The organism is Segatella baroniae B14, assembly GCF_022024235.1.
GTDB classification, from domain to species: domain Bacteria; phylum Bacteroidota; class Bacteroidia; order Bacteroidales; family Bacteroidaceae; genus Prevotella; species Prevotella bryantii.
The window spans coordinates 463,083-486,792 of the sequence record NZ_CP091800.1; the positions used below are offsets into that span (position 1 = coordinate 463,083).

General features: G+C 39.6%; 14 protein-coding genes. 8 read left to right on the plus strand and 6 right to left on the minus strand.

Annotation, left to right across the window (positions count from 1 at the left end):
• The first annotated feature begins 23 nt into the window (after positions 1-23).
• Complete coding sequence (locus tag L6469_RS12075; protein ID WP_006281501.1) at positions 24-947, plus strand: hypothetical protein; 924 nt, start codon at positions 24-26, stop codon at positions 945-947.
• 200 nt (positions 948-1,147) lie between these two features.
• The gene (locus tag L6469_RS12080; RefSeq protein WP_006281503.1) at positions 1,148-1,708 is read left to right on the plus strand and encodes a sugar O-acetyltransferase; all 561 of its coding nucleotides are present in this window, start codon (positions 1,148-1,150) and stop codon (positions 1,706-1,708) included.
• A 107-nt stretch (positions 1,709-1,815) separates the two neighbouring features.
• On the opposite strand, the gene L6469_RS12085 is transcribed toward L6469_RS12080, so the two are convergent.
• Positions 1,816-2,751, minus strand: coding sequence for an HAD family hydrolase (locus tag L6469_RS12085; protein ID WP_083382189.1), 936 nt, complete (start codon positions 2,749-2,751; stop codon positions 1,816-1,818).
• A 263-nt stretch (positions 2,752-3,014) separates the two neighbouring features.
• Between L6469_RS12085 and L6469_RS12090 the strand changes: the two genes are divergently transcribed.
• Both L6469_RS12090 and L6469_RS12095 read left to right on the plus strand, forming a co-directional pair.
• Positions 3,015-6,332, plus strand: a complete 3,318-nt coding sequence (locus L6469_RS12090; RefSeq protein ID WP_074803020.1) for a SusC/RagA family TonB-linked outer membrane protein — start codon at positions 3,015-3,017, stop codon at positions 6,330-6,332.
• 14 nt (positions 6,333-6,346) lie between these two features.
• Positions 6,347-8,698, plus strand: coding sequence for a RagB/SusD family nutrient uptake outer membrane protein (locus tag L6469_RS12095; RefSeq protein WP_074803023.1), 2,352 nt, complete (start codon positions 6,347-6,349; stop codon positions 8,696-8,698).
• Between the two features lie 114 nt (positions 8,699-8,812).
• On the opposite strand, the gene L6469_RS12100 is transcribed toward L6469_RS12095, so the two are convergent.
• From L6469_RS12100 to L6469_RS12110, 3 genes are all read right to left on the minus strand, one after another.
• A complete protein-coding gene (locus L6469_RS12100; protein WP_039869303.1) occupies positions 8,813-9,475 on the minus strand; it encodes a hypothetical protein in 663 nt (220 codons plus the stop codon).
• Between the two features lie 205 nt (positions 9,476-9,680).
• Positions 9,681-9,881, minus strand: a complete 201-nt coding sequence (locus tag L6469_RS12105; protein WP_027453993.1) for a hypothetical protein — start codon at positions 9,879-9,881, stop codon at positions 9,681-9,683.
• 45 nt (positions 9,882-9,926) lie between these two features.
• Positions 9,927-14,099: a two-component regulator propeller domain-containing protein gene (locus L6469_RS12110; RefSeq protein WP_006281146.1), complete on the minus strand. Its 4,173-nt coding sequence runs from the start codon at positions 14,097-14,099 to the stop codon at positions 9,927-9,929.
• Positions 14,100-14,289: 190 nt separating this feature from the next.
• Here L6469_RS12110 and L6469_RS12115 point away from each other — a divergent pair, with 190 nt between their 5' ends.
• Together L6469_RS12115 and L6469_RS12120 are read left to right on the plus strand one after the other, a co-directional pair.
• Entirely contained in the window at positions 14,290-16,698 is a 2,409-nt protein-coding gene (locus L6469_RS12115; protein WP_006281147.1) for a glycosyl hydrolase family 95 catalytic domain-containing protein, read from the plus strand.
• Positions 16,699-16,778: 80 nt separating this feature from the next.
• The gene (locus L6469_RS12120) at positions 16,779-18,077 is read left to right on the plus strand and encodes a serine dehydratase subunit alpha family protein (protein WP_006281148.1); all 1,299 of its coding nucleotides are present in this window, start codon (positions 16,779-16,781) and stop codon (positions 18,075-18,077) included.
• 450 nt (positions 18,078-18,527) lie between these two features.
• Here the strand turns inward: L6469_RS12120 and L6469_RS12125 are convergent, their stop codons facing one another.
• A complete protein-coding gene (locus tag L6469_RS12125) occupies positions 18,528-19,769 on the minus strand; it encodes a DUF3575 domain-containing protein (RefSeq protein ID WP_176969581.1) in 1,242 nt (413 codons plus the stop codon).
• 129 nt (positions 19,770-19,898) lie between these two features.
• Between L6469_RS12125 and L6469_RS12130 the strand changes: the two genes are divergently transcribed.
• Complete coding sequence (locus L6469_RS12130) at positions 19,899-20,390, plus strand: hypothetical protein (protein WP_006281150.1); 492 nt, start codon at positions 19,899-19,901, stop codon at positions 20,388-20,390.
• Positions 20,391-20,397: 7 nt separating this feature from the next.
• Positions 20,398-21,669 carry a DUF4421 family protein gene (locus L6469_RS12135; protein ID WP_006281151.1) on the plus strand — a complete coding sequence of 424 codons (1,272 nt, stop codon included), beginning with the start codon at positions 20,398-20,400 and terminating at the stop codon, positions 21,667-21,669.
• Between the two features lie 649 nt (positions 21,670-22,318).
• Here L6469_RS12135 and L6469_RS12140 read toward each other — a convergent pair.
• Entirely contained in the window at positions 22,319-23,548 is a 1,230-nt protein-coding gene (locus L6469_RS12140) for a tetratricopeptide repeat protein (protein WP_006281152.1), read from the minus strand.
• Between the last annotated feature and the right edge of the window lie 162 nt (positions 23,549-23,710).

Sequence of the window (23,710 nt, forward strand, 5' to 3'; positions counted from 1 at the left end):
ATGTATTTATTGGATGGTAACATATGTTACGTTTTGAACGATTTAACACTTTTTATATTTTTAATTTGCATCTCGATGCTCGATGGGGACGCCACAACAGTCAGCGTTATGGAGGCATCTTCAGCATGTATCGTAACCACTGGTCTAATACGCTCTCTACCAATTTCAGTGATATGGATAACTACAAGGTGAACAGCAATGCGAATCCTGTTACACGTGTGTTCAGTGTAAAAGACAAGTTTACGCTTCGTTCTACAGATGGGCTAAAAGTTTCGGCACATGCAAGTTACTATTTTCGTCAAGTTCCGCGAGTAACAAATGAACCTGAGAGATATCGCGATTTCTCGGCTGGCATAAAGGGCGAATGGACCATTACTGATAATGACTATGTTGAGTTGGCATATGCTTTCGATCAGTACGATAAGTCGACACTGCAACGTTCACAGAATCTCGATATACGTTCATACAGTAATGTTCAGAATAGTGTTCGCGCACTTTACAATCATACGATGGGTAGGGGGGATATCTTGACCGTGGGTGGTGACATGATGCGCGATTACCTAATGAACGACAAACTGACAGAAGGTGCTCAGGATTACCTCATTAATGGAGCACATCTTGAAGATTATAGCCGTGCTGAACTGAAGGCAATACGGGGGTCGAGACCGGAGTATCTTATTATGCCTGCCACTTTCGGTATGTGGGTGGTTGTCATGCTTTTCTACGTATTCTGCACTAAGACGGGATGCGACTTTATCAACTGGTTGCAGAATCATTGTTTGCCAAGAAATCGCAGATTTAGCAACCTGCAAGGTGGTATCCGTGTAGGCATTTTCTATATTGATGCTGAAGAAAGAATTGCATATTGCAGCCTGGGGGCGCAATATACGTTATGCATTGGCAACCGTTATCGTGTTCTGGACATTTGTGGAGATTATGGCCCGTAATGGCTTTTTCAATGAGATATGGGTTGAACCTTTAAATCATATCCGCGAAATGACTTTCATTCTCACGATATTTATCATCGTTGTAGCTCTTACCATATTCTGTTCCAAGTATATCAAGACAGAAGATTAGGTTAAAATAGCAGCGTCTGTTTACATACGGTTCAGTTTTTTTTACTACTTTTGTGTTCTGATAATATATAATGAGTATGACAGAGAAAGAAAAGATGCTGGCTGGTGAGATTTATTCTGCCGTTGACCCTCAGCTGATAAATGAATTGACTGAAGTAAAGGAGATTATTCATGACTATAACTTATTACGACCCTCGGAGAAACAGAAGGCAAGAGAGATACTGAGAGGACTCTTGGGATACATCGCTGATGACGATTTTCTGATTATCCAGCCTTTCTACTGCGACTATGGCAAGCAGATAAGGATAGGCAAGCGGTTTTTTGCTAATTTCAATTTTACAGTGCTCGACGAAGCTCCAGTAACAATTGGCGATGATTGCTTTATAGGACCAAATGTCAGCATCTATACGGCTTGTCATAGTACCAACCCTGTGGAACGTAATAGTCGCCGTGAATGGTCTAAGTCTGTTCGCATCGGTGACAATGTGTGGATTGGTGGAAGTGTTACCATTCTACCTGGGGTTACTATTGGAGACAATGTTACCATAGGTGCTGGAAGCGTAGTGGTGAAAGATATACCTTCGAACTCTATTGCAGTAGGTAACCCATGTAAGGTAATTAAGTCTATATAATGCGAGTTCACAATAGAAGTGCAATTAAAACAAATCATTACTGACAATGGACTTGAATTTGCTTCACACGAGAAGATAACCAAGAGTATCAAATCTCTTGTCTATTCTTAATTTTGAGGAAGGTTGATGGTGTGGCAGAAATACGGATAGCCATCGTCGATATCGAGAGCTTGTTCTACGATACAGTTAGAGTCTGCCTGCCAATATTTTTTGAGTGTTTTTCCTCCGAGCACGTCTAAAGCGCGAGTATCGTTCGGATTAAGAATAATCTTTAGCGATTGGGCATATTGCATCATCTCTAAATCGCCACGGCTATTGCCTGCAGCCAACAGTGGCTTTACCCCTATATACTTCTTGATAGCATTCACCTTGCCAGCTTCGAGCGAAAGTGGACGTTCACATTCGTCCATGAGTTTGCCATCAGCACCTTCTTTGATGCGTATGCCGATAATATGGTCTTCAGGAATACCAAAGGCTTCGGTACATACCTGCTGATAAAGGAGTTCTAGAGAACCTGTGACCACCCAGATTTCAAAATTGTGGCGCTTCAGATTGGTGATAAGTGTCTGCATATCGGTGAAGACTTTAGAAGTGTAGCACCGGTTATAGGTACGGATACCGATTTGGCGAGCCTCTTCTCGTGTCATGCCACTCAGCATGCGGGCATAATAATGATAATACTCGTCATCAGTAAGCGTTTCTTTTTCGCTGCAGAATTTTTCGAAGAGTGCATATTTCTGTTTGGAAATATCGTCAGTTTTACCTCGGTAGGCGGCCATATAAGAGAATAAGGCCTCATCGTTGAGATAATACGGACGTTGTCCGATAAGTGTGCCATCACAATCGAATACAGCTACTTTACGGCTTTTCATTGTGTCTGTCGTTTGTAGGAAGTGGGTTACCTGAGCATTGCTGTGTCTGCTCCATCCCGTTATCTGCTGATAAGGTATGGAAGTCTGGTTAACCGTACGGCAAGAGGTTACGAGGAAAAAGGTTACTAACAGAGCGATAGTTAAGACCTTGTCAGTGTATTGTGGCATCATGATTCATATTTACTAAAAAACGATACAAAGTTACAAAAATATTTTTTACACGATGATGTTTCATCGGTTGATTCATGATTTTTGCAACGAAGAAAGAAAACGTTATCACTAGTTTGTGGTATTTTATTTTACCAAATTATAGCGATATAATTTACCATGTCAACGGGATTGTGTGGGCAAACAGACAGCCGTACCTTTGCACCACCGAAAAAAAGCATTTATAAACTGCTTGCGAATAACTTTATAAATCTAAGTGTTAGCGTATGGAATTTAAAGTAAAAAAACTACAACAACTTAAGAGGGACCTTATTTTGCTGACTGGTCTGTTGGTACAACTATCAGCCTGGGCGCAAGATATTATAGGTACTGTTCGTGATGCTCATACCGGTGAGCCTATTATCGGTGCAGTGGTGAGTGTAAAAGGTAAAAGTGCGAATAAGCTGACATCGGTTACAGATATCGATGGTAAGTTTCGTCTGAAAGTGGATAATACACCAACTGTTCTTCTTATTTCGTATACAGGGTATAATCCAGAGGAGGTAGATGTGTACGAACTGACCAATGAGGGTATCGACGTAAATCTATCTGAAAATCTGAATCACTTGCAGGAAGTGGTGGTCGTGGGTTACGGTCAGCAGAAGAAGAGTGACCTGACGGGTGCTTTGACACAGATCAACAGCGAAACGCTGACAGAACGCCCGGTGCAAAATGTATTGCAGGCACTGCAAGGTAAGGCGCCTGGTGTACAGGTAAGTTCAAATAATCGTCCTGGTGAACTGGGAAGTGTACTTATACGTGGTAGTCGTTCTTTGTTGGCTGATAATGCACCATTATACGTTGTAGACGGTATACCGTTTACAGCTGGTTCGCTATCGGATATCGCGCCAAGTGATATTGAGAGTATCGAGATACTTAAAGATGCTTCTGCCACCGCTATTTATGGTTCGCGTGGTGCGAATGGTGTCATTCTCGTGAATACGAAGAAGGGGGCTAAAGGTAAGGTAACGATCAATTACGATGGTACTTTCAGCTGGAGTACACTGCACTCGCTGACCGACTGGATGAGTGCGGGTGAACTGCTTGACTATAAGCGACAGGCTGCTATTACGGGTGGAACCTATAATGGCTCGTATGGTACAGCTCCAGATCCTGATCGTGATAAAGTGCTCTTTATCGGTACAGAGGAGTGGTGCGACCGTGTCATCAAGTCTGGTTATCAGTATGATGCTAATGGTAATGTGGTGCTTCGTGATGCAACAGAAGCAGAAAAAGCTGCAGGCTATGCAGACCAGGTACCTGTATACGATTCATCGAAACTGTTGAATACCGACTGGGCTGATTTGGCTACTCGTACAGCTTTCTCACAGAATCATCAAGTATCTTTGTCGGCTGGTAGTGACAAGAGTAAACTGTATATCTCGTTAGGCTATCTTGACCAGCAAGTGCCGATGAAAGACCAAGACTATACCCGTGTAACGGCCAATGTGAATGGTAGTATACAAGCTACCCAGTGGCTCAATGTCGGTTTGAATCTGAATGCTGCTTATTCGCTGAAAAATTATGGTATCGTGCAAAACTCATCGAATTCCGTAGCTAAAGATTCATATGGATTGGCTCTGAATACACTTCCATGGGTACCTGCTTATAATGAAGACGGAAGTTATCTTATCGGAAGTACTAGTGGTAGTGCAGGACATAACATCCTATCGGATATCGATGAGTCGGAAAACGAATATCGCTATTATGCGACCAACCTTAGTTCTTATGCTGAGCTTGATTTCGGTCATATCTATGCTCCTTTACAGGGTCTGAAGTGGCGTACCAACTTTGGTGCCCAGTTCCGTAGTTCACGCTATGGCAGTTACTATGGAGAAAATTGGAGTAACCCTTATGAAATAGTAAGTACGGCAGCAGGTGTAGCTTATAATCAGCATAGTGAATCTCTGTCATGGACACTTGAAAATCTGATTTTCTATGAAAAAGACATTACTCCAGACCACCACATCGGACTCACCCTGTTGCAGAGTGCAGAACGTTATCGTACAGAGTCGCTCAATGTGCGTGCTTATGGTACCGTTTATCCAACTGCAAAATGGTATGATGTAGGCGATAGTGACGATCAGCAGACAACCTATGGTAGCAGTTACACCAACTGGACCCGTGCTTCTTATATGGCCCGTCTGAACTATGCTTTTAAGAACCGCTATCTGCTTACTTTGACGGGTAGAAAGGATGGTGCAAGTGTACTGGCAGAAGGTAACAAGTGGGATTTCTTCCCATCGGCAGCTTTCGCATGGAAGGCAAGTGAGGAAAGTTTCCTTAGGGATGTAAAATGGCTCGATCAGTTGAAACTTCGTGCTGGATATGGTGTTACGGGTAACTCGTCTGTGAGTGCTTATTCTACTTCTGGTTCTGTAACTTCTGAATTCGCCAGTATCCCATTTGGTATTGGTGGTAATGTATCGAATACTACAGGTGCCAAACCAGACGTAATGCCAAATTATAACTTGAAATGGGAGCGTACTTCTTCATTTAATCTGGGTGTAGACTTCAGTGTATTCAGAGGACGCCTCAATGGTTCGATAGACTTCTATACCTCTCGTACAAGCGATGTCATTATGAACCGAAGCATACCGGTGATTACGGGATATGCACAGATACGTTCGAATGTCGGTGAAACACAAAATAGAGGTTTTGAACTTGCATTATCAAGCACGAATATCCAGACACGCAACTTCACCTGGCAGACAGATTTGAGTTTCTCTACTAATCATGAGGAAATCGTAAGTCTTGTAAATGGTAAAGAAGATATGGCAGCCAATAACTGGTTTATCGGAGAAGCGTTAAACGTGTATTATGACTATAAATACGACCGTATCTGGCAAAATACAGAAGAGGATGCTTTGCTCAGAGCAGCTTATTCTGCTAACGGTTTAACCTTCTTGGCAGGACAGTATAAGATTAAGGATCAGCCGCTAATTCTTGTTGATGAGAACACTGCAGGAGCTAAATCTTTCACTTATAATGGTACTACCTATTATTATGAGAATAATGGTTTTGGTACCTTTGATGAAGATGATAAAGTGGTATACAATAAATCGCCAAAGTGGGAAGCTGGTTTGACAAATACTTTTAAATATAAGAATTGGACCCTGAGTACCTATATCTATGGTCGATTTGGTGGATGGTATTATGGTTTGACACAGACCATAGGTCGTAGAGTAGAAAACGATACTTGGAGCGAAACGAACACCGATGCAGCTTTTGCTCAACCTACAACAGCTACACGTACCACTGATTACGACTATGTACGCAACTATTCACGTAGCGACATGGTACTGGTGAAGAATATCGGTTTGTCGTATACCTTTAAGCGCAGACAGTTACGTTCGCTCGGACTCGGCAGTGCTGAAGTTTATGCGCAGGTGCTCAATCCGTTTATCTTTGGTGGAGAACTGGTTAAGGCTGGTATCAACCCTGATGATGTAACCGGATGGACAAGTAGTAATCATATCGGTGGACAGACGAACAATACAGCCATCACCAAGAGTTTTGTATTAGGAGTAAAATTAGGTTTTTAATGGGAGATTAGTACATGAATAAAATCGTAAAAAATATCATATATTTTACAGCGCTGGGGGCTACATTGACCAGTTGCTCAGATAGTTTCCTGAAAGAAGAGATGGTAAGTACCATCACTCAGGATTATTTTGAAACTCAGCAGGGTTTAGATCAGCTCATAGTAAGTACTTATAATGCTGTTCGTCTGCGTCATCCTTATCAGGAAGGTGGATACATGTTTGAAACCGGTACAGATGTTGGTATCTGCAGTGGGTCTACAGCAGTGAATAATTTTTCTTCGTCAGCCTGGTCTTCTTCTGGTACCATCGCTACCCAGGGTAATACCTTCCTGGGTACGCAGAGCAAACAGCAGTCGGGCTATATCATCAATGCTTATCCTGTAGTGGCAGCTTGTAACCGAGCCATAACCGCTATCCGTTCGGGTAATGCTGTGGGCGACTATGCCACGGATGCAAATTATGCCGCACGAAGACTGTCAGAAGCCCTCTTTAATAGAGCTTATGTATTGTTCAGTCTGAACACACTTTTTGGTGATATCTATATTCCTACAACGAGTGTAACGACTATGCCAGACAATTTCGACTATAAGCGCCAGCCTGCAGAAGAACTGTATCGCCTTCTGATAGGTGACTTGCGTTATGCTTACGAGCATCTGCCAGCCAGCTATAGTGACTCAGAGTTTGGTCGAATAACCAAGTATGCTGCTGCTCACTTCCTAGCCAAACTATACCTTTATCGTGCACAGGGTGCTGCGTATGGTACGAGCGAATATGGTAGAAATACTGATGGAACTATCGATAACACTCATGCGAAATCGTATTTGGGACAGTTATATAAGGGTAATGTCAGTACCGATCTTGATTCGGTTATTTACTATGCGAATGCCGTGATAGGGAGTGGACAATATCAACTGGAGAGTAACTATGGTAATATTTTCAAGTGTGGCATCGGTGACTGGAGTAACGAAGGAAGTAAAGAACTTATTTTATCCGCAGTTTATGGTAACGGAACCGATAACTATCGCTACGGTAATCGAGTAGTGGCGCTCTTTGCGGGTAAATATGTGGATGCAAAATGGGGTATACCAAATTATACCTGGGAAAATGAGACCCAACCTAAGGCAGGATACTATCATAACAATGACTGGGGATTTGATGTCTATACAGATAAAATCAATGATAGTAGATATCAGAATTCATTCCATCTGGAATACACTACAGCTTTGAATGGTGGAACTTCTAGCAGTGCTGCTGCCGACGAGAAATATTATGCCTATAACGATGCTAGCAATGGTACATATACTTGGACTGAAGCTCAGGCGGAATATTTCAATACGCATATTCAACCTACCTATAAGCGTGCGTCCTGGGGTGGTAGAAAGGCTGTGGCAGGTGAACATAAAATGGGAACAGGCGATTTGGCCTTTGCCTATCTGGAAAATACAAAAGAAACGGCTATTGATGTAGAAGAGGCTGATGCACAACCATTTGTACTCTTTGCTCGTTGGATGAAAAAGGATGGCAAGTATTATTATCGTCCACAGATTGTACCTAAAGGTACTCAATATTCTTTTGTCAACGATCTCGGTTCTGGAGCTTCGACCAACCATTATGGTCTTGAGAATCAAGTTTTGACCGGTGAGCCAGGTACGACAAAATATAATGATCCAAACCGTAGTGGTGTGAATGCTCACTTTGGAACTCGTGACGTGCCTGTATTCCGCCTTGCTGAAACTTATCTGCTCCGTGCGGAAGCATACGGTCGAAAGGGTGATTATAGCAACGCTATTGCTGATATCAACCAGTTGCGCTATCGTGCAGCTTTCAAAGCCGGTGAAACTCGTAACGAGGTGTTGGCTAGATTGTATCCTGGACATGAGCTGCTGAATGCAGACGAGCAGGTGTATCCTTATACCGTAAGCAATGACGCTTATGCACAGATTAAGGTTGATGCCAGCTATTGGGATGGAACTTCTGCAAAATCATTACAAGAGAATTATCCTCCTACCGCAGATACAGACGCGAAGCGTTTTATAGAGTTTATCTATAATGAGTATGCCCGTGAGTTTAATGAAGAAGAAATATATTATGAAGGACTTCATCATTCGGGACTCCAGGCTGAGCGCATACAGTGGCATAATCAGATGGGTGCTAATGAAAATAATACGACCTATGCTGTAGGAAGCTGGGATAGTTCAGACAATACCACGTCGTCTACCGGACAGACGGGTAAGCCAAAAGGAAATTTCCAGAATTATATGACGATTAAGCCATTCCATGTGAATTTCCTCAATACACTGACAGATGAGGCTGGCCATGCATTGAGCGATGAAGCCAAACAACTCTATCAGAATTATGGATATTAATAAACAAGGAATAGTTAACAGCGAAATCGGGCACGTGCGTAAGGCAAGTGCCCGATTTTTATAGGTAATAATCTACGGGAATCGTATAGATAGCTCCGATAAGCGTTAAGCTATTTATAGATATTCTCCTAACATATTCTTAATTCTGGTACTGATATTAGCATTATGCTGCGTATAGCGAATCATGCGACCATGGAATTTTACTTTAAGAATAGCTGCATGGTATAAGACACAATGCTCCAAGTCAGGATCATTAGCTCGGATATGACCGTATGCCAAAATCTGCTTGCGATAAGTCTTGGCAACATCTTTTACAGAGTGTGTCATCAGATAACGCATGCTGATACCCTTTTTCTTTAATATGCTTTCATACTGTATCATCTCCTCATCCATTCTGATTTTATCCTCAGGAATGAGAGTCGTAATGCATTCGCTTATCATCAGTTTGTCGTCTGTATGCTGGTCAAAAACCTTATGATTAGGATACATCTCTGTATAGAGATATTCACAAGGTATAGTTATGGTTTTGCCTTCAGGAGTGAAGACAGTAACATTGTAATTTAGCGTACAAATATTTTGATCAATAAATCCCAGCTTGATGTCTTTGAGGATATCCTTGGTAGAGGGATTGATATGAAATTCATGCCACGCAGGGTCATTTGGGTTTTCATGTAAATATTGTAATCGGCCTTTAGCCGATGCTTCGATATTGTTGTTACAACAATAATATATAGTAACAGCAATTGCTATAACTATAAGTACTACTATTTTTTTCATTTTGATGCTGATGTTTGGTCTTGAATGATATTATGAAATGCGAATAATCTATGTGATAGAAATATACTTTAAAGGTTGTTCAAGACAAATATACATATTAATAGTGATATGTATTCGTATTTCAACCTATATCTTTTGTTTTATTGATAATCATTAACGTTTTCGCTCTTTTCCCGTATATTGAAAGCTGAAAGCTAGCTGATACTTAATGTACAGTACCAGCTAGTTTTTCACTACATTCACGATTAATCTGTGCAATCTCTTTCTTACCTTCGATATAGTCAAGATAGATATCGTCGACCACGCTTTCGTCATAGTCTTCACATCCACCGGCATCCATGCCGAGGGCTTCTAAAACGATTTTGAGGCGTTCTTCTTTTGTCGTGTCTTTAATTAATATACTCATTGTTTTTATGATTTTATGTTTAAATAATGATTTCGTTTTGTTGATTTATAGCAATCCTTTTTTCTTCATATAATCTGTAGGCAGATCACCAAATTCAGCTTTAAAACTCTTTCTGAAATAGGCGATACTGTTGATACCCACCATAAATGAAATATCGTTAAGACTATATTTATTCTCCATCATCAGTTGTTCAGCATAATGCATCCTGTATTTTCGGATGTATTCGTTGGTAGAGAGTCCGGTAAGAGCTTTCATCTTACGATAGAGTGAACTTCCACTCATGGCTACATGATCGGCTATCATATTGACATCGAGGTCGTTCCTAATATTATCCTGGATGTATTGGTTTACCTTATCCAGGAATTTCTTGTCCGTAGTATTCAGTCTAACGGTTTCATTTGCCGTTGTTATAGCTGTGTATTGTGGATTTTCATCTGTTTTCAAAAAATCTATAGAATCCGAATTTACAGAAGTTTTTCCATCTTTTTTGGCAGCTGTGAGTGCAGATAACAGCATAAAGGCCTGTCCCACGGTTTCAGATTTAAAAGTTTTAGGTGGAGTAGTCCTTCTGTTCCCATATTTTAAGACCGTCTCTGTCTGTGATTCGAGAATGACACTGGCCATACGTTTACGTTGTTGCAGCAGATTGTTAACACGGCTCTCTAGTATAGCATGCGTAAACGGTTTGGTAATATAACTATCGGCACCAGCCTCATAACCTTCCACTTTAGCATCATTAGAATCCTTAGCTGTCAATAATATAATAGGTATATGACAAGTACGCATATCCTCTTTCAGAGTACGGCACATCATGTTACCATTCATTTTCGGCATCATGATATCTGAGATAATGATGTCTGGAATGGTTTCGAGTGCGATAGCCAAACCCTCTTGGCCATTTTGTGCCTGTTTGACTGTGAAATGTTGTGCAAATGATGCTGTCACATATTCGAGAATATCGTGGTTGTCTTCCACGACGAGCATAATCGGCTTTTCGTCTGCAGCTTGGTTATTTTCTGTAGACAGTTCTTTCGTGTTTGCAGCGGTAGGAGTATGCTGGTTACTTCGTTTAGCTTTAGGATATACATTCTCCTCATCGAGCGATACAACGAAACTGGTACCTTGCTCAAGACTGCTCTTCAACTGAATAGTACCCTGATGGAGTTCGACCAACTGCTTAACCAAAGCCAGACCGATACCTGTGCCAAAGGCCTGGTGCTTACCTCTCTCTTGGTAGAAGCATTCGTAAATATGCTCTTGAGCCTTTTGAGAGATACCATGTCCAGTATCACTTATAGTGATATCTACCAAATGCTTATTTAATAGTCTTCGTCGTTCTACGCTGATATCTATCGACCCTCTTTCGGTATATTTAATAGAATTAGTTACCAGATTATCGACAATCATGCCAATAGCATCCTTGTCAAAATACATTTCGATACGAGGTTCTTGGGCAAAGAATCGAATCTCTACCTCCTTCTTACGATTGAGTTCTTGATATTTTATAATGCACTCGTGGATATAATCAACAATATTATCATGTGATATCAACAATTCTCGAGTTTTGCTCACAGATTTTCTGAATTCAAGGATAGATGTGATTAAATTGTTGAGATGCTGTGCATTCTGATGAATAAGAGACAACTGATGGTTGACCGAATCAGGTAAATCGGTGCGCTTAGAAATGTCTTCTAGTGGACTCAAAATGAGAGTAAGAGGGGTACGAAGTTCGTGCGTGATATTCGTATAGAAGCGTATACGCTCTTCGCTCAAAGCCTGTTCGTTAGCCAGATTCATCTTCTCTGATTCTAACAAATATTTTAATTGGATATGACGAATAATTGTACGGACTATCACAAAAATGACACCGATAAATACAAAGATATAGAGCATCTTCATCCACCAAGTGAAATACCATGGGGCAGCTATAATCAGTTTGAACGCTGTATACTTTTTAGGCCAAGGCTGATTACGTAAGTGACACTTTACTAACAGGTTATGTGTACCATAAGGTACCTCATGGAGAATGGCTCTGTTTTTAGATGTATAGTACCAATCCTTATTGACACCTTCCAGTTTGTAACAATATTCCACACAGTGTCTATATTCATATTCTTGAATATTCAAGTCTATATCCAGAGTATTCTGGTCTGATTCCACTCTTAATTCCTTTTTGCCAATCAGATTGACGACACTATCTTCTATTTCATTACCATTATTATGGTAGAGATGAAGGCCAGTGATATACGCTTTAAGTTCTTTGCGACGCGAGAAGATATCCTTTGGATTAAAATAGTTGAGGCCAGCTTCAGTAGTACCGAAATAAATGATATTATTAAGGCCTTGAGCTACACAGCCAGCCACGAAATCGCCAACTAAGACATTATCGTTATAACCAAAGTTAATAAATTTTCCCTTTCTAAGGCAGCTCAATCCCTTCGCCGTACTTACCCAGATATCTCCATCACGATTTTGTATGACAGCTCGAATGAAATTACTCTTCAATCCATCTTTTGTCGTATATAGTTTATATTTGCCCTTAACAAACTGGTTGTCGAATCGTACTAATCCTTCATCCGTGGCAGCCCAGATATATCCATCTCGATCTTGCATCAGATGTGCAGCGGTATTCGTAGGGAAACCGGTACGTGAGCTAAATCTCTTAACGAGTTTTTCGTTAGGACTATATACATAGATACCGTCTCCCAATACGTTTTCCCACGCATTACCCTTTTTGTCGAAAACAATAGAGGTAACCATAAACCCCTCTCTCTTTATAGAGCGAATTACTTTTAGCGTATTCTTGTCGACTATAATGACACCGGTGGCTGTACCTATTCTTATTCTTCCTAAAGGATCTTCCTGAAAGCATCTGACGTCTTCGTTATTAAGAATATGAGTCATCTGAGAACCTTTGCGTACATAAGCACCATTGAGATAGGAACCAAACCATAGATTGCCGCTTTTATCCTTATAAGCAGCCCGTATAACACTGTTATTCATCGAATATTCGGCTATGCGATGTAAATCTGGTGAAAATTCAGCCACACCGTAGCCACCTGTACCGACAAAAAGATGATTTTGGTTATCCACCACAAGACTTAATACAGAACGTGCAGATAAAAACTCATCAGAGTTGGCACCGTATATAATTTTGCGGATAGGTGGTAGAGAATTTGTGATAAAGTTTACCCCTGAACCGTAATGGCCTATCCATAGATTGTGATGGGAATCTTCGTAGAATGTGCGTACAAAATTACTCACCAGACTATGTTGGGTGTCGCCAGCCGTAATCTGATTAAAATGGAAAACCTCTTTTTGTGAAAGTTCTTGAGGTGAATGGAGTAGAATGATACCATTTTGTTCGACACTCACCATGATGCGGTAATTCTCAGATATGCCGATGGTGAAAATGCGGTGGCCATCTATCTGTGGGTGATGGATAGGAGTAATCTTGTCTGTAGCGTAATCATACAGGCAGAGCCCCTTACTCGTGCCTACCCAAATATTACCGACAGGGTCTTGATAAAGACTATTCACTTCATCGCTCATAAGCGATGATGGTTGGATAGAATTAGCACGGTAGTTTTTAGCTTTTCGTGTATGGGTATTAATTAAGGTAAGACCATGATGCCTGTGGCCTACTAATATCAGTCCATCGCGCAAATCAAGGGCACACCAAAGATCATCATCGGGTAACCCTTTCACATTCTTACTATTATAGTGAGTAAACTTCCCTGTTTTGTAGTTAAAGTGATCCAAACCACTACTATAGGTAGTAATCCACATATTGCCATCGTAAGCACGTGTAAGATAGGTTATCTCGTTGGCTATCAGACTATATCTGTCTTGATTGTTATGTCGATAATTTTTAAAGGTGTTCGTGGCATAATTAAATGCATTCAGGCCACGGTCTCGTGTACCAATCCAAAGTATCGGTCGTTTGGGATCATCGAGTAGACTTCTAATATTATTATCCGTCAGCTGACCTGGTGATTTATAATAACTGATAAAGTGGGAACCGTCGAAACGATTAAGCCCTTGTTCTGTGGCAAACCACATGAATCCCCATTTATCCTGTTTTATGTCAAGAATATAGTTGCTGGAAAGTCCTTCTCGGAGTCCCAGCTTTTTTACATCAAAGTCAGTCCTGCTTTGCGCAGCATATATACTTAAACTTAGTAAATAATAAAAAGCAAATAAAAGCCAATGTTTCATTATGAATACTCTCGTATGTACTTGTTTTCTTACACATGTATGGATGCAAAGATACATTTTTTTTGATTAGTGTGCTTCTTTATTGATCATAAAAACTATCTTTTTGGACAAATAATCATATAAAAAGCAGTTTTTGGGGGGCTTTGTGTGTCAATTTTTAGTATATTTGCGTATCTAAAAACCTTCATATATGTTAAAATCCATACTGTTGTCTGGTTTCCTGCTTATGAAGTTTTGGGCTCCTTCATGGGCACAAATGCAACTTCTCTATCATGAGCCTGCTCACTATTTCGAGGAATCTTTACCGATTGGTAATGGTAAGCTTGGCGGATTGGTCTATGGTAATCCGAAACACGATACGATTTATCTAAACGATATCACTTTGTGGACTGGTAAGCCTGTAGACCTAGATGAGGGAAAGGGAGCTTCTTTATGGCTACCAGAAATACGAAAAGCACTCTTTGCAGAAAACTATCGTAAGGCCGATTCTCTACAATTGCATCTGCAAGGAAAAAATTCAGCGTTTTATCAGCCTTTAGGTACACTTCAACTTACTAGTTTAACAGACGAGCGTTATTCTGATTATCAGCGTCAACTCGATCTGGATAGTTCACTGGTTAAAATCAGTTATCGACAAGGTGGAGTACTGTATCAGCGTGAATATTTTGCTGATAATCCCGACAATATGCTGGCCATTCGTATTAGTGGCGACAAAAAGGGAAGTGTTTCGATGGATATTTCTATCGGTTCGCTGTTGCCAGTACAAGTGAAGGCTTCGCTTACCAGAAGTTTGCAGGCTAATACCGCTCAAGGTCAACTTACGATGTTGGGACATGCTCAAGGCGTCAGCAGCGAATCTACTCATTTTTGCACCATGCTTCAGGCTCGTGCTCAAGGTGGGACAGTTCAGGTAATTCATGGAAAATTGAGAGTGGAACATGCTGATACCCTTATTATATATATAGTGAACGAAACCAGTTTTGCTGGTGCTGATAAACATCCGGTGCAAGATGGTGCACCTTACCTCGCTCAGGTAACTGATGATTTATGGCATTTGCAAAATTATAGCTATGACGAATTGCGTAGTCGTCATGTAGCTGATTATCAGAAGTTTTATAATCGAGTCAAACTTCGTCTCGGTACAGTCGATCATGCTCCACAAACCGTGGATACATGGTCACTCCTAAAAAACTATGGTAAGAATCATCAAGCGTATCTTGACCGTTATTTAGAAACCCTCTATTTCCAATATGGGCGCTATCTACTGATCAGTTGTTCTCGTACATCAGGTGTTCCCGCCAATCTACAAGGGCTTTGGAATCACTATCTGGAAGCTCCATGGCGTGGTAATTACACCGTAAATATCAATCTGGAAGAGAATTATTGGCCAGCAGAAGTTGCCAATCTGAGTGAGATGGAAGAACCCATTCACGATTTTATGGCATCTTTAGCTCAAAATGGACATTTCACGGCGCACCATTTTTATGGGATAGACCGAGGTTGGTGCTCTTCACATAATAGTGATATCTGGGCCAAAACCGCACCGGTAGGCGAGGGCAGGGAAAGTCCGGAGTGGAGTAACTGGAATATGGGAGGAGCATGGTTGTCATCTACACTTTGGGAACATTATCTCTATACACAAGATCTTGATTTTCTGCGTCGTACTGCTTATCCTATTCTGAATGGCGCTAGTCAGTTTGTTTTACGTTGGCTTGTGGATAATCCCCAAAAATCGGGTGAGTTGATTACCGCCCCAAGTACCAGTCCTGAGAACGAATATGTGACCGATAAAGGATATCATGGTACAACTTGTTATGGTGGTACAGCAGATTTGGCCATTATCCGCGAATTATTGCTGAATACCCTTCATGCACGACAAGTGCTCGGACTGAAAGAGAAAAAAGAAGACCAAAAAGGTTACCCTACTGTCAGTGAGGCTTTAGCCCGATTACATCCTTATACGGTAGGCAAGGATGGTGATCTCAATGAATGGTATTACGACTGGAAGGATTACGATATTCATCATCGACATCAGTCACATCTTATCGGACTCTATCCTGGGCACCATATCACGATAGATCAGCAGCCACAGTTGGCTGCTGCTGCAGAGAAAACGCTGCTGCAGAAGGGTGAAGAGACTACCGGCTGGAGTACGGGGTGGCGTATAAACCTTTGGGCTCGCCTGCATCGGGCGGATATGGCCTATCGCACTTTTCAGCGTTTGTTGCAATATGTAACCCCAGATCAGTATCAGGGTAAAGACCGTATGCATCGAGGTGGAACCTATCCGAATCTCTTTGATGCCCATCCGCCTTTCCAAATCGATGGAAATTTCGGTGGTACCGCAGGTGTTTGTGAAATGTTACTGCAGAGTGAGGTTGATTATAGTAAACGTAAACCTCAGTATCATGTCTATCTTTTACCTGCTTTACCAGAAGAGTGGAAAGACGGCGAAGTAAGTGGACTTTGTGCCCGTGGGGGTATCGTTGTGAACATGAAGTGGAGAAACGGAAAGGTGGTAGACTATCAGTTGACTTCGAAGACAGGTAAGCCTGTTAAGGCCATTGTGCATGTAAATGGACAAATTATACGAGAATAATTCTGAATAGAATGCTAAAAAAAGAAGTCATGTGAGAAAAAAATCGTACTTTTGCACCATTAATAGAAGAGAATTATAAAATGGTGTTGGAAAAGAAAGTGCGAGAACAGATTATTGCTCTCGTGAATAGAGAAGTTGTGCCTGCTGTGGGATGTACAGAACCTATGGCAGTGGCTTTGTGTACAGCGAAGGCAGCTGAAAATTTAGGTAATCGACGACCGGAGAAGATAACTGCACGTCTGAGTGCAAATATATTAAAGAATGCTATGGGTGTCGGTATACCTGGTACGGGTATGATCGGACTTCCTATCGCTATCGCTTTGGGTGCTATGATCGGTAAATCTTCTTATCAGTTAGAGGTGATTAAAGATCTTACCCCCGAAACCTTAGAAGCAGGTAAATGTTATCTGCAAGAGCAGACTATTGATATACAACTCAAGAAGGATATCACAGAAAAACTCTACATTGAAATCGTATGCGAAGCAGATGGACATACTTCCACAGCCATTATCGCTGGCGGTCATACCCATTTTGTCTATGAAAGTGTTGACAGTGAAATACGTTTAGACCAGCTCAACGCTCTGCATAGTGAAGGTGAGGAGGAAGAAATCGCACTCAATATGCGATTGGTGTATGATTTTGCTATGACTGCTCCTGTCGATGAAATGCGATTTATTCTGAAAACTCAGGAATATAATCTTCGTGCAGCTAAAGAAAGTATTAAAGGAAACTATGGACATTGTTTAGGAAAAACCATGGATAGACCTTTAAGTCATGGTATTTTTGGCAATACAATCTTCTCGAACATCATATCCAAGACGGCTTCTGCGTGTGATGCTCGTATGGGTGGAGCCATGATTCCTGTTATGAGTAATTCAGGAAGCGGTAATCAAGGTATTTGTGCGACTAATCCTGTGGCTGTCTTTGCGCAGGAAAATGAAAATACCGAGGAAGAAACAATTCGTGGATTGATGTTGAGTCATCTCACGGCTATCTATATTAAGCAGAGTTTAGGAAAACTCTCAGCCCTCTGTGGATGTGTGGTAGCTAGTATCGGTAGTAGTTGTGGTATTACCTACTTAATGGGCGGTGATTATTCGCGTATCTGCCATACTGTTCAGAATATGATAGCCAATCTTACTGGTATGATCTGTGATGGCGCTAAGCCAAGTTGTTCGTTGAAAATCTGTAGTGGTGTAAGTACGGCGATCCTTTCAGCTATGCTGAGTATAGAAGGTAAATGGGTTACTTCTGCTGAAGGTATTATTGACGAGGATGTAGACCGAAGTATTCATAATTTGACAAGTATAGGTAAAGATGCAATGAATGCCACTGATGATATGGTACTTGAAATTATGACTCATAAAAGCAATTGCTAAATTCGTAATCGAAAATTAGAAATGTAATTATATGAAAAATAAAAGAGGTGTACTATAAAGTACACCTCTTTTCTATTCGCATTAATTACACATTTGGGTTTCTTTATCCACAACATAAATTATATTCGCATCAAACATCTATTATTAAATATCTTTTTTATCCATTTCTTGATTTACTTGAATGGATTTGGATCTCCGTTACGTTCTCAATTTTTATATATGCAAAGTTAAATAATAAGTATTTTCATGGATATAACTTTTTGCCAAGAAAACATGAAAAATTATCATGTATAGGTTTAAATGTGCAGAAATAAGGGTATAATTAGCTTTTTAGCCTATTTTTTTTTGAGTAATAATGATATGGGAGTGAAAACATGAAAAACAGTCAAATCAACTGTTTTCAAGATTTTGATGTATATAGTATTCTCAAGATAAAGCCAATATGGTGAGTTACTTTTTCTTATACCATACATTAATATAACAAGCGTCACGTAGCCAAGGGAAAATCGTATGAAGTAATTTGTACCAAGTTTGTCCGCCATTCAGCTTTATCAACTTTTCTTTACGAAGATCTTCAGGCGTATTGTCTATAATATTAAGAATCTGATTTTTCTCTGCCATTTTACTCTTAGCTACAGCATCTCGCAATCCCATCCAGTCTTCTCCTTCTGCAGAAATGGTAATGATATCGGCATCTACACTGGTGAAGTTAAGAATGTATTCCTTAAGAGCTTGAGCACGCTCTTTAGATAATTGTCGGTTATATTCTTCGTTTCCTTCAGGAGAAGCAAAACCGGTAATGCTGATACTGTTTAAATCTGCGTATTGGTCTACACTGATATCTTGAACAGCCTGCAGAATATCGCGAAGCGAACTTGCATTGCCCATGTATTCTCCTTTGATAACCGCATTATTCACAGGGAACCGAACCGTGAGACGACGGTCGCGACGGGCCTCGCTACCCACTTCTCTGACGAAAGGATATTTTTCGGCAATAGCCTCAATATTCTTATATTTCTCAGCAGGAGTAAGTTTTTTGTGAGGTCTTGGTGTATAGACCGCAGGAAGCACCTTAATTTTTTCTTCTTTTTTACCAAGAGTATATACTAAGTTTACTGCAACCTTCGTTGGTCCGAAAAAGCCCTTTTTGTTTTCATCTAGTTTGGCACCGCAAGTTTCGCAATTATAGCGGTCGTACAGTGCGTAATAATACCCTAGGCCAATTTCTGCTTCTATATCCCAATGTCCGTCAATATTCCACCTTCTGCCATAGCCCACACCAATATTATAGAATGTACCTTGATATCGATAATCTTTTTTAAACGGAAAAAAGAGAGTCTTTACCTTATTTATATTAAAAGAGCCAGCAGAAGCATGAATACCCCAAAAACCTTTTTGAAAAACTTCATGAGTCCAATAGCGTAATTCGCCAGTGATATGCATGAATCGATATTTCTTATTATTAGGTCTATTCCACGCATTGATACCCAAATCAATATCTGCAGAAATGTGTTTGTTAAGGCCATATTCTGCAGCTACATTTGGAGCGAAAACACTCCATTCCACAGCATTTGTCTTGAGCGACAAAGGTATGGAATCTTTTCTCTCATCTGCGTGAATTGTACTAGAAAAGAGAAATAAAAGGTTTATAAGAATGATAATTTTAGTCGATGCTGATATAAACCGATTCATAGCTATTTTCATTTGAAGTTCAAATTTAACTGCTTTTCTTTGAAAAAACAAGTGTTTGTTTATTTTTTTAGTTTTTTATGCCGATTTTGGTCTACTTTTTTCTATCTTTGCTACACTAAAAAGAAAATAATGTTTAAAAGATCGCTATTCTTTGCTTTAGTTCTCATCATGTACGCTTTGGTTATTTCTTCTTGTTCGAGTGAAGAGGAAGAGATGATTCGTAATCCTAGAGCTTCATATCTTATGACTACAGAATTTGACTTTTATTGTGTTGATCATTTTATTTTGGAAGATTCTAATCGGATGACAGTAAGCAGCATGGCTGATCGTATTAGCGCATGTGTTGATTCTTTTAAGAAATCTTATCCTTATGATTTGCCTTATGAGAATTATATGGATTCTTTATCTCGTTGTGATACTACGATATTGAAACTTTTTAAGGAGCGCTCCCTAGGCTTTCAAGCTGATATTCAACATTTTGATGAGCTTTTTAAACAGGATAGTGTGGGGCATGGCATCTATACGATGACGATTGTGCCAAAATTGATTAGATATACTTCCATGAATGTGAGTAGTATGATAGTATACGGTGATACGATAGTGATTAATTATTCGAAGTAGGATAGTTATGAAAAGATTTTTTTCTGTCAGTATTATAGTATTCATGTTTTTATTGGTTAGCCTTAGTGGTTTTGCCGCTGAAGGTACCAATGAAGGCATACAGGTTGACTCTTGTAACATCGTTACCCCAACATCTTTTTCGAGTGTGTTGTTACCGCAGGATATTCAGAAGGATTCTGTTCAATTACCTGTTAAGAAAAAAGGCTTTTTACCTGCTTTAGGTCGTGTCGTTGATGGTTTGATTAATTGGTTTACTAGTGATACAGCGTGGGTAGAGCCTTGTCACTATTTCTGTTGGGCACAGTTGCAGTCGCAGCTTACGTATGACTTGATGACTCCTCATTTTCATAAAGCTAATGATTTTGAGTTAATTAATCGTGCCGTTATCGGCACACGACCTACTATTATGGCAGGGTTTAATGTCGGAATCAGTCTTCTGTCTTATTCCCTTATGTTTCAAATAGGGCGATATAAGAACCAGCATGGTGATACTCGTAGCAATACCGAATTACAGTTGCAAACCTCACGATTTGTGATTGATTTATTCCGTATGGAAACGGGCAACCAGTTTAAACTTTATGATGTAAAACTGAATCGACCAGATTTGTTTATTAATGCAGAAGGACAGTATATCAATTTTATATCTAACAAACTAGAGGGTTTTGACTTTTACTATATTTTTAATTGGAAACATTTCTCCAGTCCTGCAGCTTATTCGATGTCGACCGTTCAAAAGCGTAGTGCAGGTACATGGATGGGTGGATTTGGTTATAATTCAAGTTCCACCTCTTTCAATGCGAGTGAGTACTTAAAATTCTCAGCTCAGAATATAATTCCTGGTAAAGAACAGGAAGTTGCCGACTTGATAGAGGGTTATACTAATATCTCCATGATTTCACCCGAAATGCTCACCTATTTGATGCCCGATATTTCTTATAAGAGTTATTATTTGATGGGAGGTTATGCCTATAATTGGGTACCTGCTCCGCGTTGGTTAGTAGGAGGTTTGGCGATGATGGAATTGAGTTATAAGCGTCATTTGTCAGAGAACTATTACTATCGTTATACCGGTCATTATTTTATTCCTGATGCCATGTTCAGACTTGCTGCCATATATAATACTGGTGATTGGTATGCGGGAATGGAATCTCAGGCTTTCAGTAATTTCTATCATGATCGTAGATACTGTTCCATCAATATGCATGCTCGGGTGCGTTTCTTTGTAGGTTTTTATTTCTTAAAAAATAAGGCTTATAAGAAGAAAAAGATTGTTCTTTAGAGTGTAGGTGATAGATTTTGCATGATTCTCTCTATATTGTCTTATTTCTTTTTAGCATAATAAGAGTTTTTATGTGTCGTAAAAGAATATGAATAATTATTATATGCTTTCATAAATTGTACATTGATCAATGAACAGGGAGAAAATATGCAAAAACAGTACCTTGAATCACCTTAAATATACGTAAAATGTGAGCTAAACTTGTATATTTGTGCATAAAATGGTAGCGATATAGAATAATATACTTTGCAAGTTTATGAAGAAAATAGTATTTAATATGCACTTTTTTAAAGGTATTTTTAGGAATTATGCTATTAAAGGATAAAAAATACTATCAATTTTTGCAATATTGGACGGTAATTACCTTTTTTTCCCTATCTTTGCATTCGCAAAAAAATAGAATAATACAGTTTAATATATATATCCGTTTTTTGGGAGGCTGTGGGAGTGATCTTATAGTTCTCTATGTTGACCCTAAGAGGTCTTTTTAAACTTATAAGAGTAATATTTACTCTTTGGGGAGTTTTGGGAGTGATCTTAGAGCTCTCTAATCATGAGTTTAATTGAAATGAAAGGAGGCACAGTTTTCGATGTAAGACTGTGCCTCTGAAGTTTTACATAAAAACCGTTGATTGATTCTATTCTTGCTTTAAGCAGCCTTTTCTAATTTTTTGTTTTTCTTGTATAGTTTGAAGGTAATAAAGCTAATGATACATAAGAAAACAAACATCACAGCAACAGCAATTTCTGCGATGACAATATGTTTATGCTGCTCTTTTATCGCTCTTTGAGCCATTTTCTGTTGATCTTTCTGAAGCATAATCAACATAATGCGACATTCCTCGAGAATATGAGTACGTTTTTGATATTCGGTGTTCATGAACTCTTCATGAGCTAATTTCTCATATTCGTAAGCTTTTTGATAATTTTTCATGCCAGCATAAACCTTCGCATATTCTAGATTAATATCTTTTTTAGTGATGTAAATAGCATTATTTTTAGCATAAGCGTATGCACTATCGAGGGCCGTTAAAGCTTTCGTATATTCTCCCTGGTAGAAATATGTTTCTGCTATGGAACGAAAAGCCAATGGTATTCTTGATACACTTACGCGTTTGGCACTTGCCAAGGCCTTATCCGCATATTTAATCGCTTCTTTAAACTGTTTCCTTTTTGTCAGTAGTTCGGCCTTGTATGCTAATGTAATAGGTGTTGTTGTATTTTCCTTAATATTGATTGCTAGGGCCTTATCTATCCATTCTTCTGCTGATTTATATTTCTTTTGGAAAAATTCGCTTACAGCTTTATGAGTAGCACCGTTATACATCATGAACTTGATGTTTCGCTTTACCCCCATTTGATAGCATTCTTCTGCAAACCTTATTCCACTTGTGTCTCGAAGCTGTATGGACAATTCGGAAAGATTGGCCAAAATGATGCCGAATTGTTCATAGCAGTGGGCACGACGTGCTCTGCTAAGTCCTTCACGATAATACCAACGAGCTAAATAGTTACTACCTGCTTTATTTTCGTATATGCCTATAGCATTAAATATGTGTGAAGCCAAGGTGTCGTTTTTCACGACATCAGCGCAGTGTTTGGCTTTCCATAAATAACGTAGCCCCTTTTCGCGATTACCGCTAAACAAATCTGCAATTCCCAAAAAGAAGTTTGCATAGCCTTCTCCAGTTTCATTTTTCTGGTCTTTAGAAGCTATTATAAGTCTTCGTGCGACAGCTTTCAAATGTAAATCATCATATTCCCTATTGTACTTATTGCATATTTCAATTAAATCATGGATGCTCTTGTTAGCAAACTCTTTGTCTCCTGGTATATATGTCTTATTTTGTGCCTTAATCGTAGTTAGGGTACACAACATGATTATCATTATGTATATAATACGTAAAGTTTGCTTCATCATATTTGACTTAATTATGGTTTAACTTACTCTTATAACAATGCGATGATATACTATTATCTATTTTTATTACTGTTATTGCAAAGATAATGAAAATCAATATTCGAACAAAGTAATTTCTTT

Bases quoted from the DNA above. Each gene is read 5' to 3' on its own strand.
- L6469_RS12110 (WP_006281146.1), bottom strand. From the start codon at position 14,099: ATGAAACATTGGCTTTTATTTGCTTTTTATTATTTACTAAGTTTAAGT.
- L6469_RS12100 (WP_039869303.1), bottom strand. From the start codon at position 9,475: ATGAAAAAAATAGTAGTACTTATAGTTATAGCAATTGCTGTTACTATA.
- L6469_RS12075 (WP_006281501.1), top strand. From the start codon at position 24: ATGTTACGTTTTGAACGATTTAACACTTTTTATATTTTTAATTTGCAT.
- L6469_RS12115 (WP_006281147.1), top strand. From the start codon at position 14,290: ATGTTAAAATCCATACTGTTGTCTGGTTTCCTGCTTATGAAGTTTTGG.
- L6469_RS12090 (WP_074803020.1), top strand. From the start codon at position 3,015: ATGGAATTTAAAGTAAAAAAACTACAACAACTTAAGAGGGACCTTATT.
- L6469_RS12135 (WP_006281151.1), top strand. From the start codon at position 20,398: ATGAAAAGATTTTTTTCTGTCAGTATTATAGTATTCATGTTTTTATTG.
- L6469_RS12080 (WP_006281503.1), top strand. From the start codon at position 1,148: ATGAGTATGACAGAGAAAGAAAAGATGCTGGCTGGTGAGATTTATTCT.
- L6469_RS12105 (WP_027453993.1), bottom strand. From the start codon at position 9,881: ATGAGTATATTAATTAAAGACACGACAAAAGAAGAACGCCTCAAAATC.
- L6469_RS12140 (WP_006281152.1), bottom strand. From the start codon at position 23,548: ATGTTGTGTACCCTAACTACGATTAAGGCACAAAATAAGACATATATA.
- L6469_RS12120 (WP_006281148.1), top strand. From the start codon at position 16,779: ATGGTGTTGGAAAAGAAAGTGCGAGAACAGATTATTGCTCTCGTGAAT.
- L6469_RS12085 (WP_083382189.1), bottom strand. From the start codon at position 2,751: ATGATGCCACAATACACTGACAAGGTCTTAACTATCGCTCTGTTAGTA.
- L6469_RS12095 (WP_074803023.1), top strand. From the start codon at position 6,347: ATGAATAAAATCGTAAAAAATATCATATATTTTACAGCGCTGGGGGCT.
- L6469_RS12130 (WP_006281150.1), top strand. From the start codon at position 19,899: ATGTTTAAAAGATCGCTATTCTTTGCTTTAGTTCTCATCATGTACGCT.
- L6469_RS12125 (WP_176969581.1), bottom strand. From the start codon at position 19,769: ATGAATCGGTTTATATCAGCATCGACTAAAATTATCATTCTTATAAAC.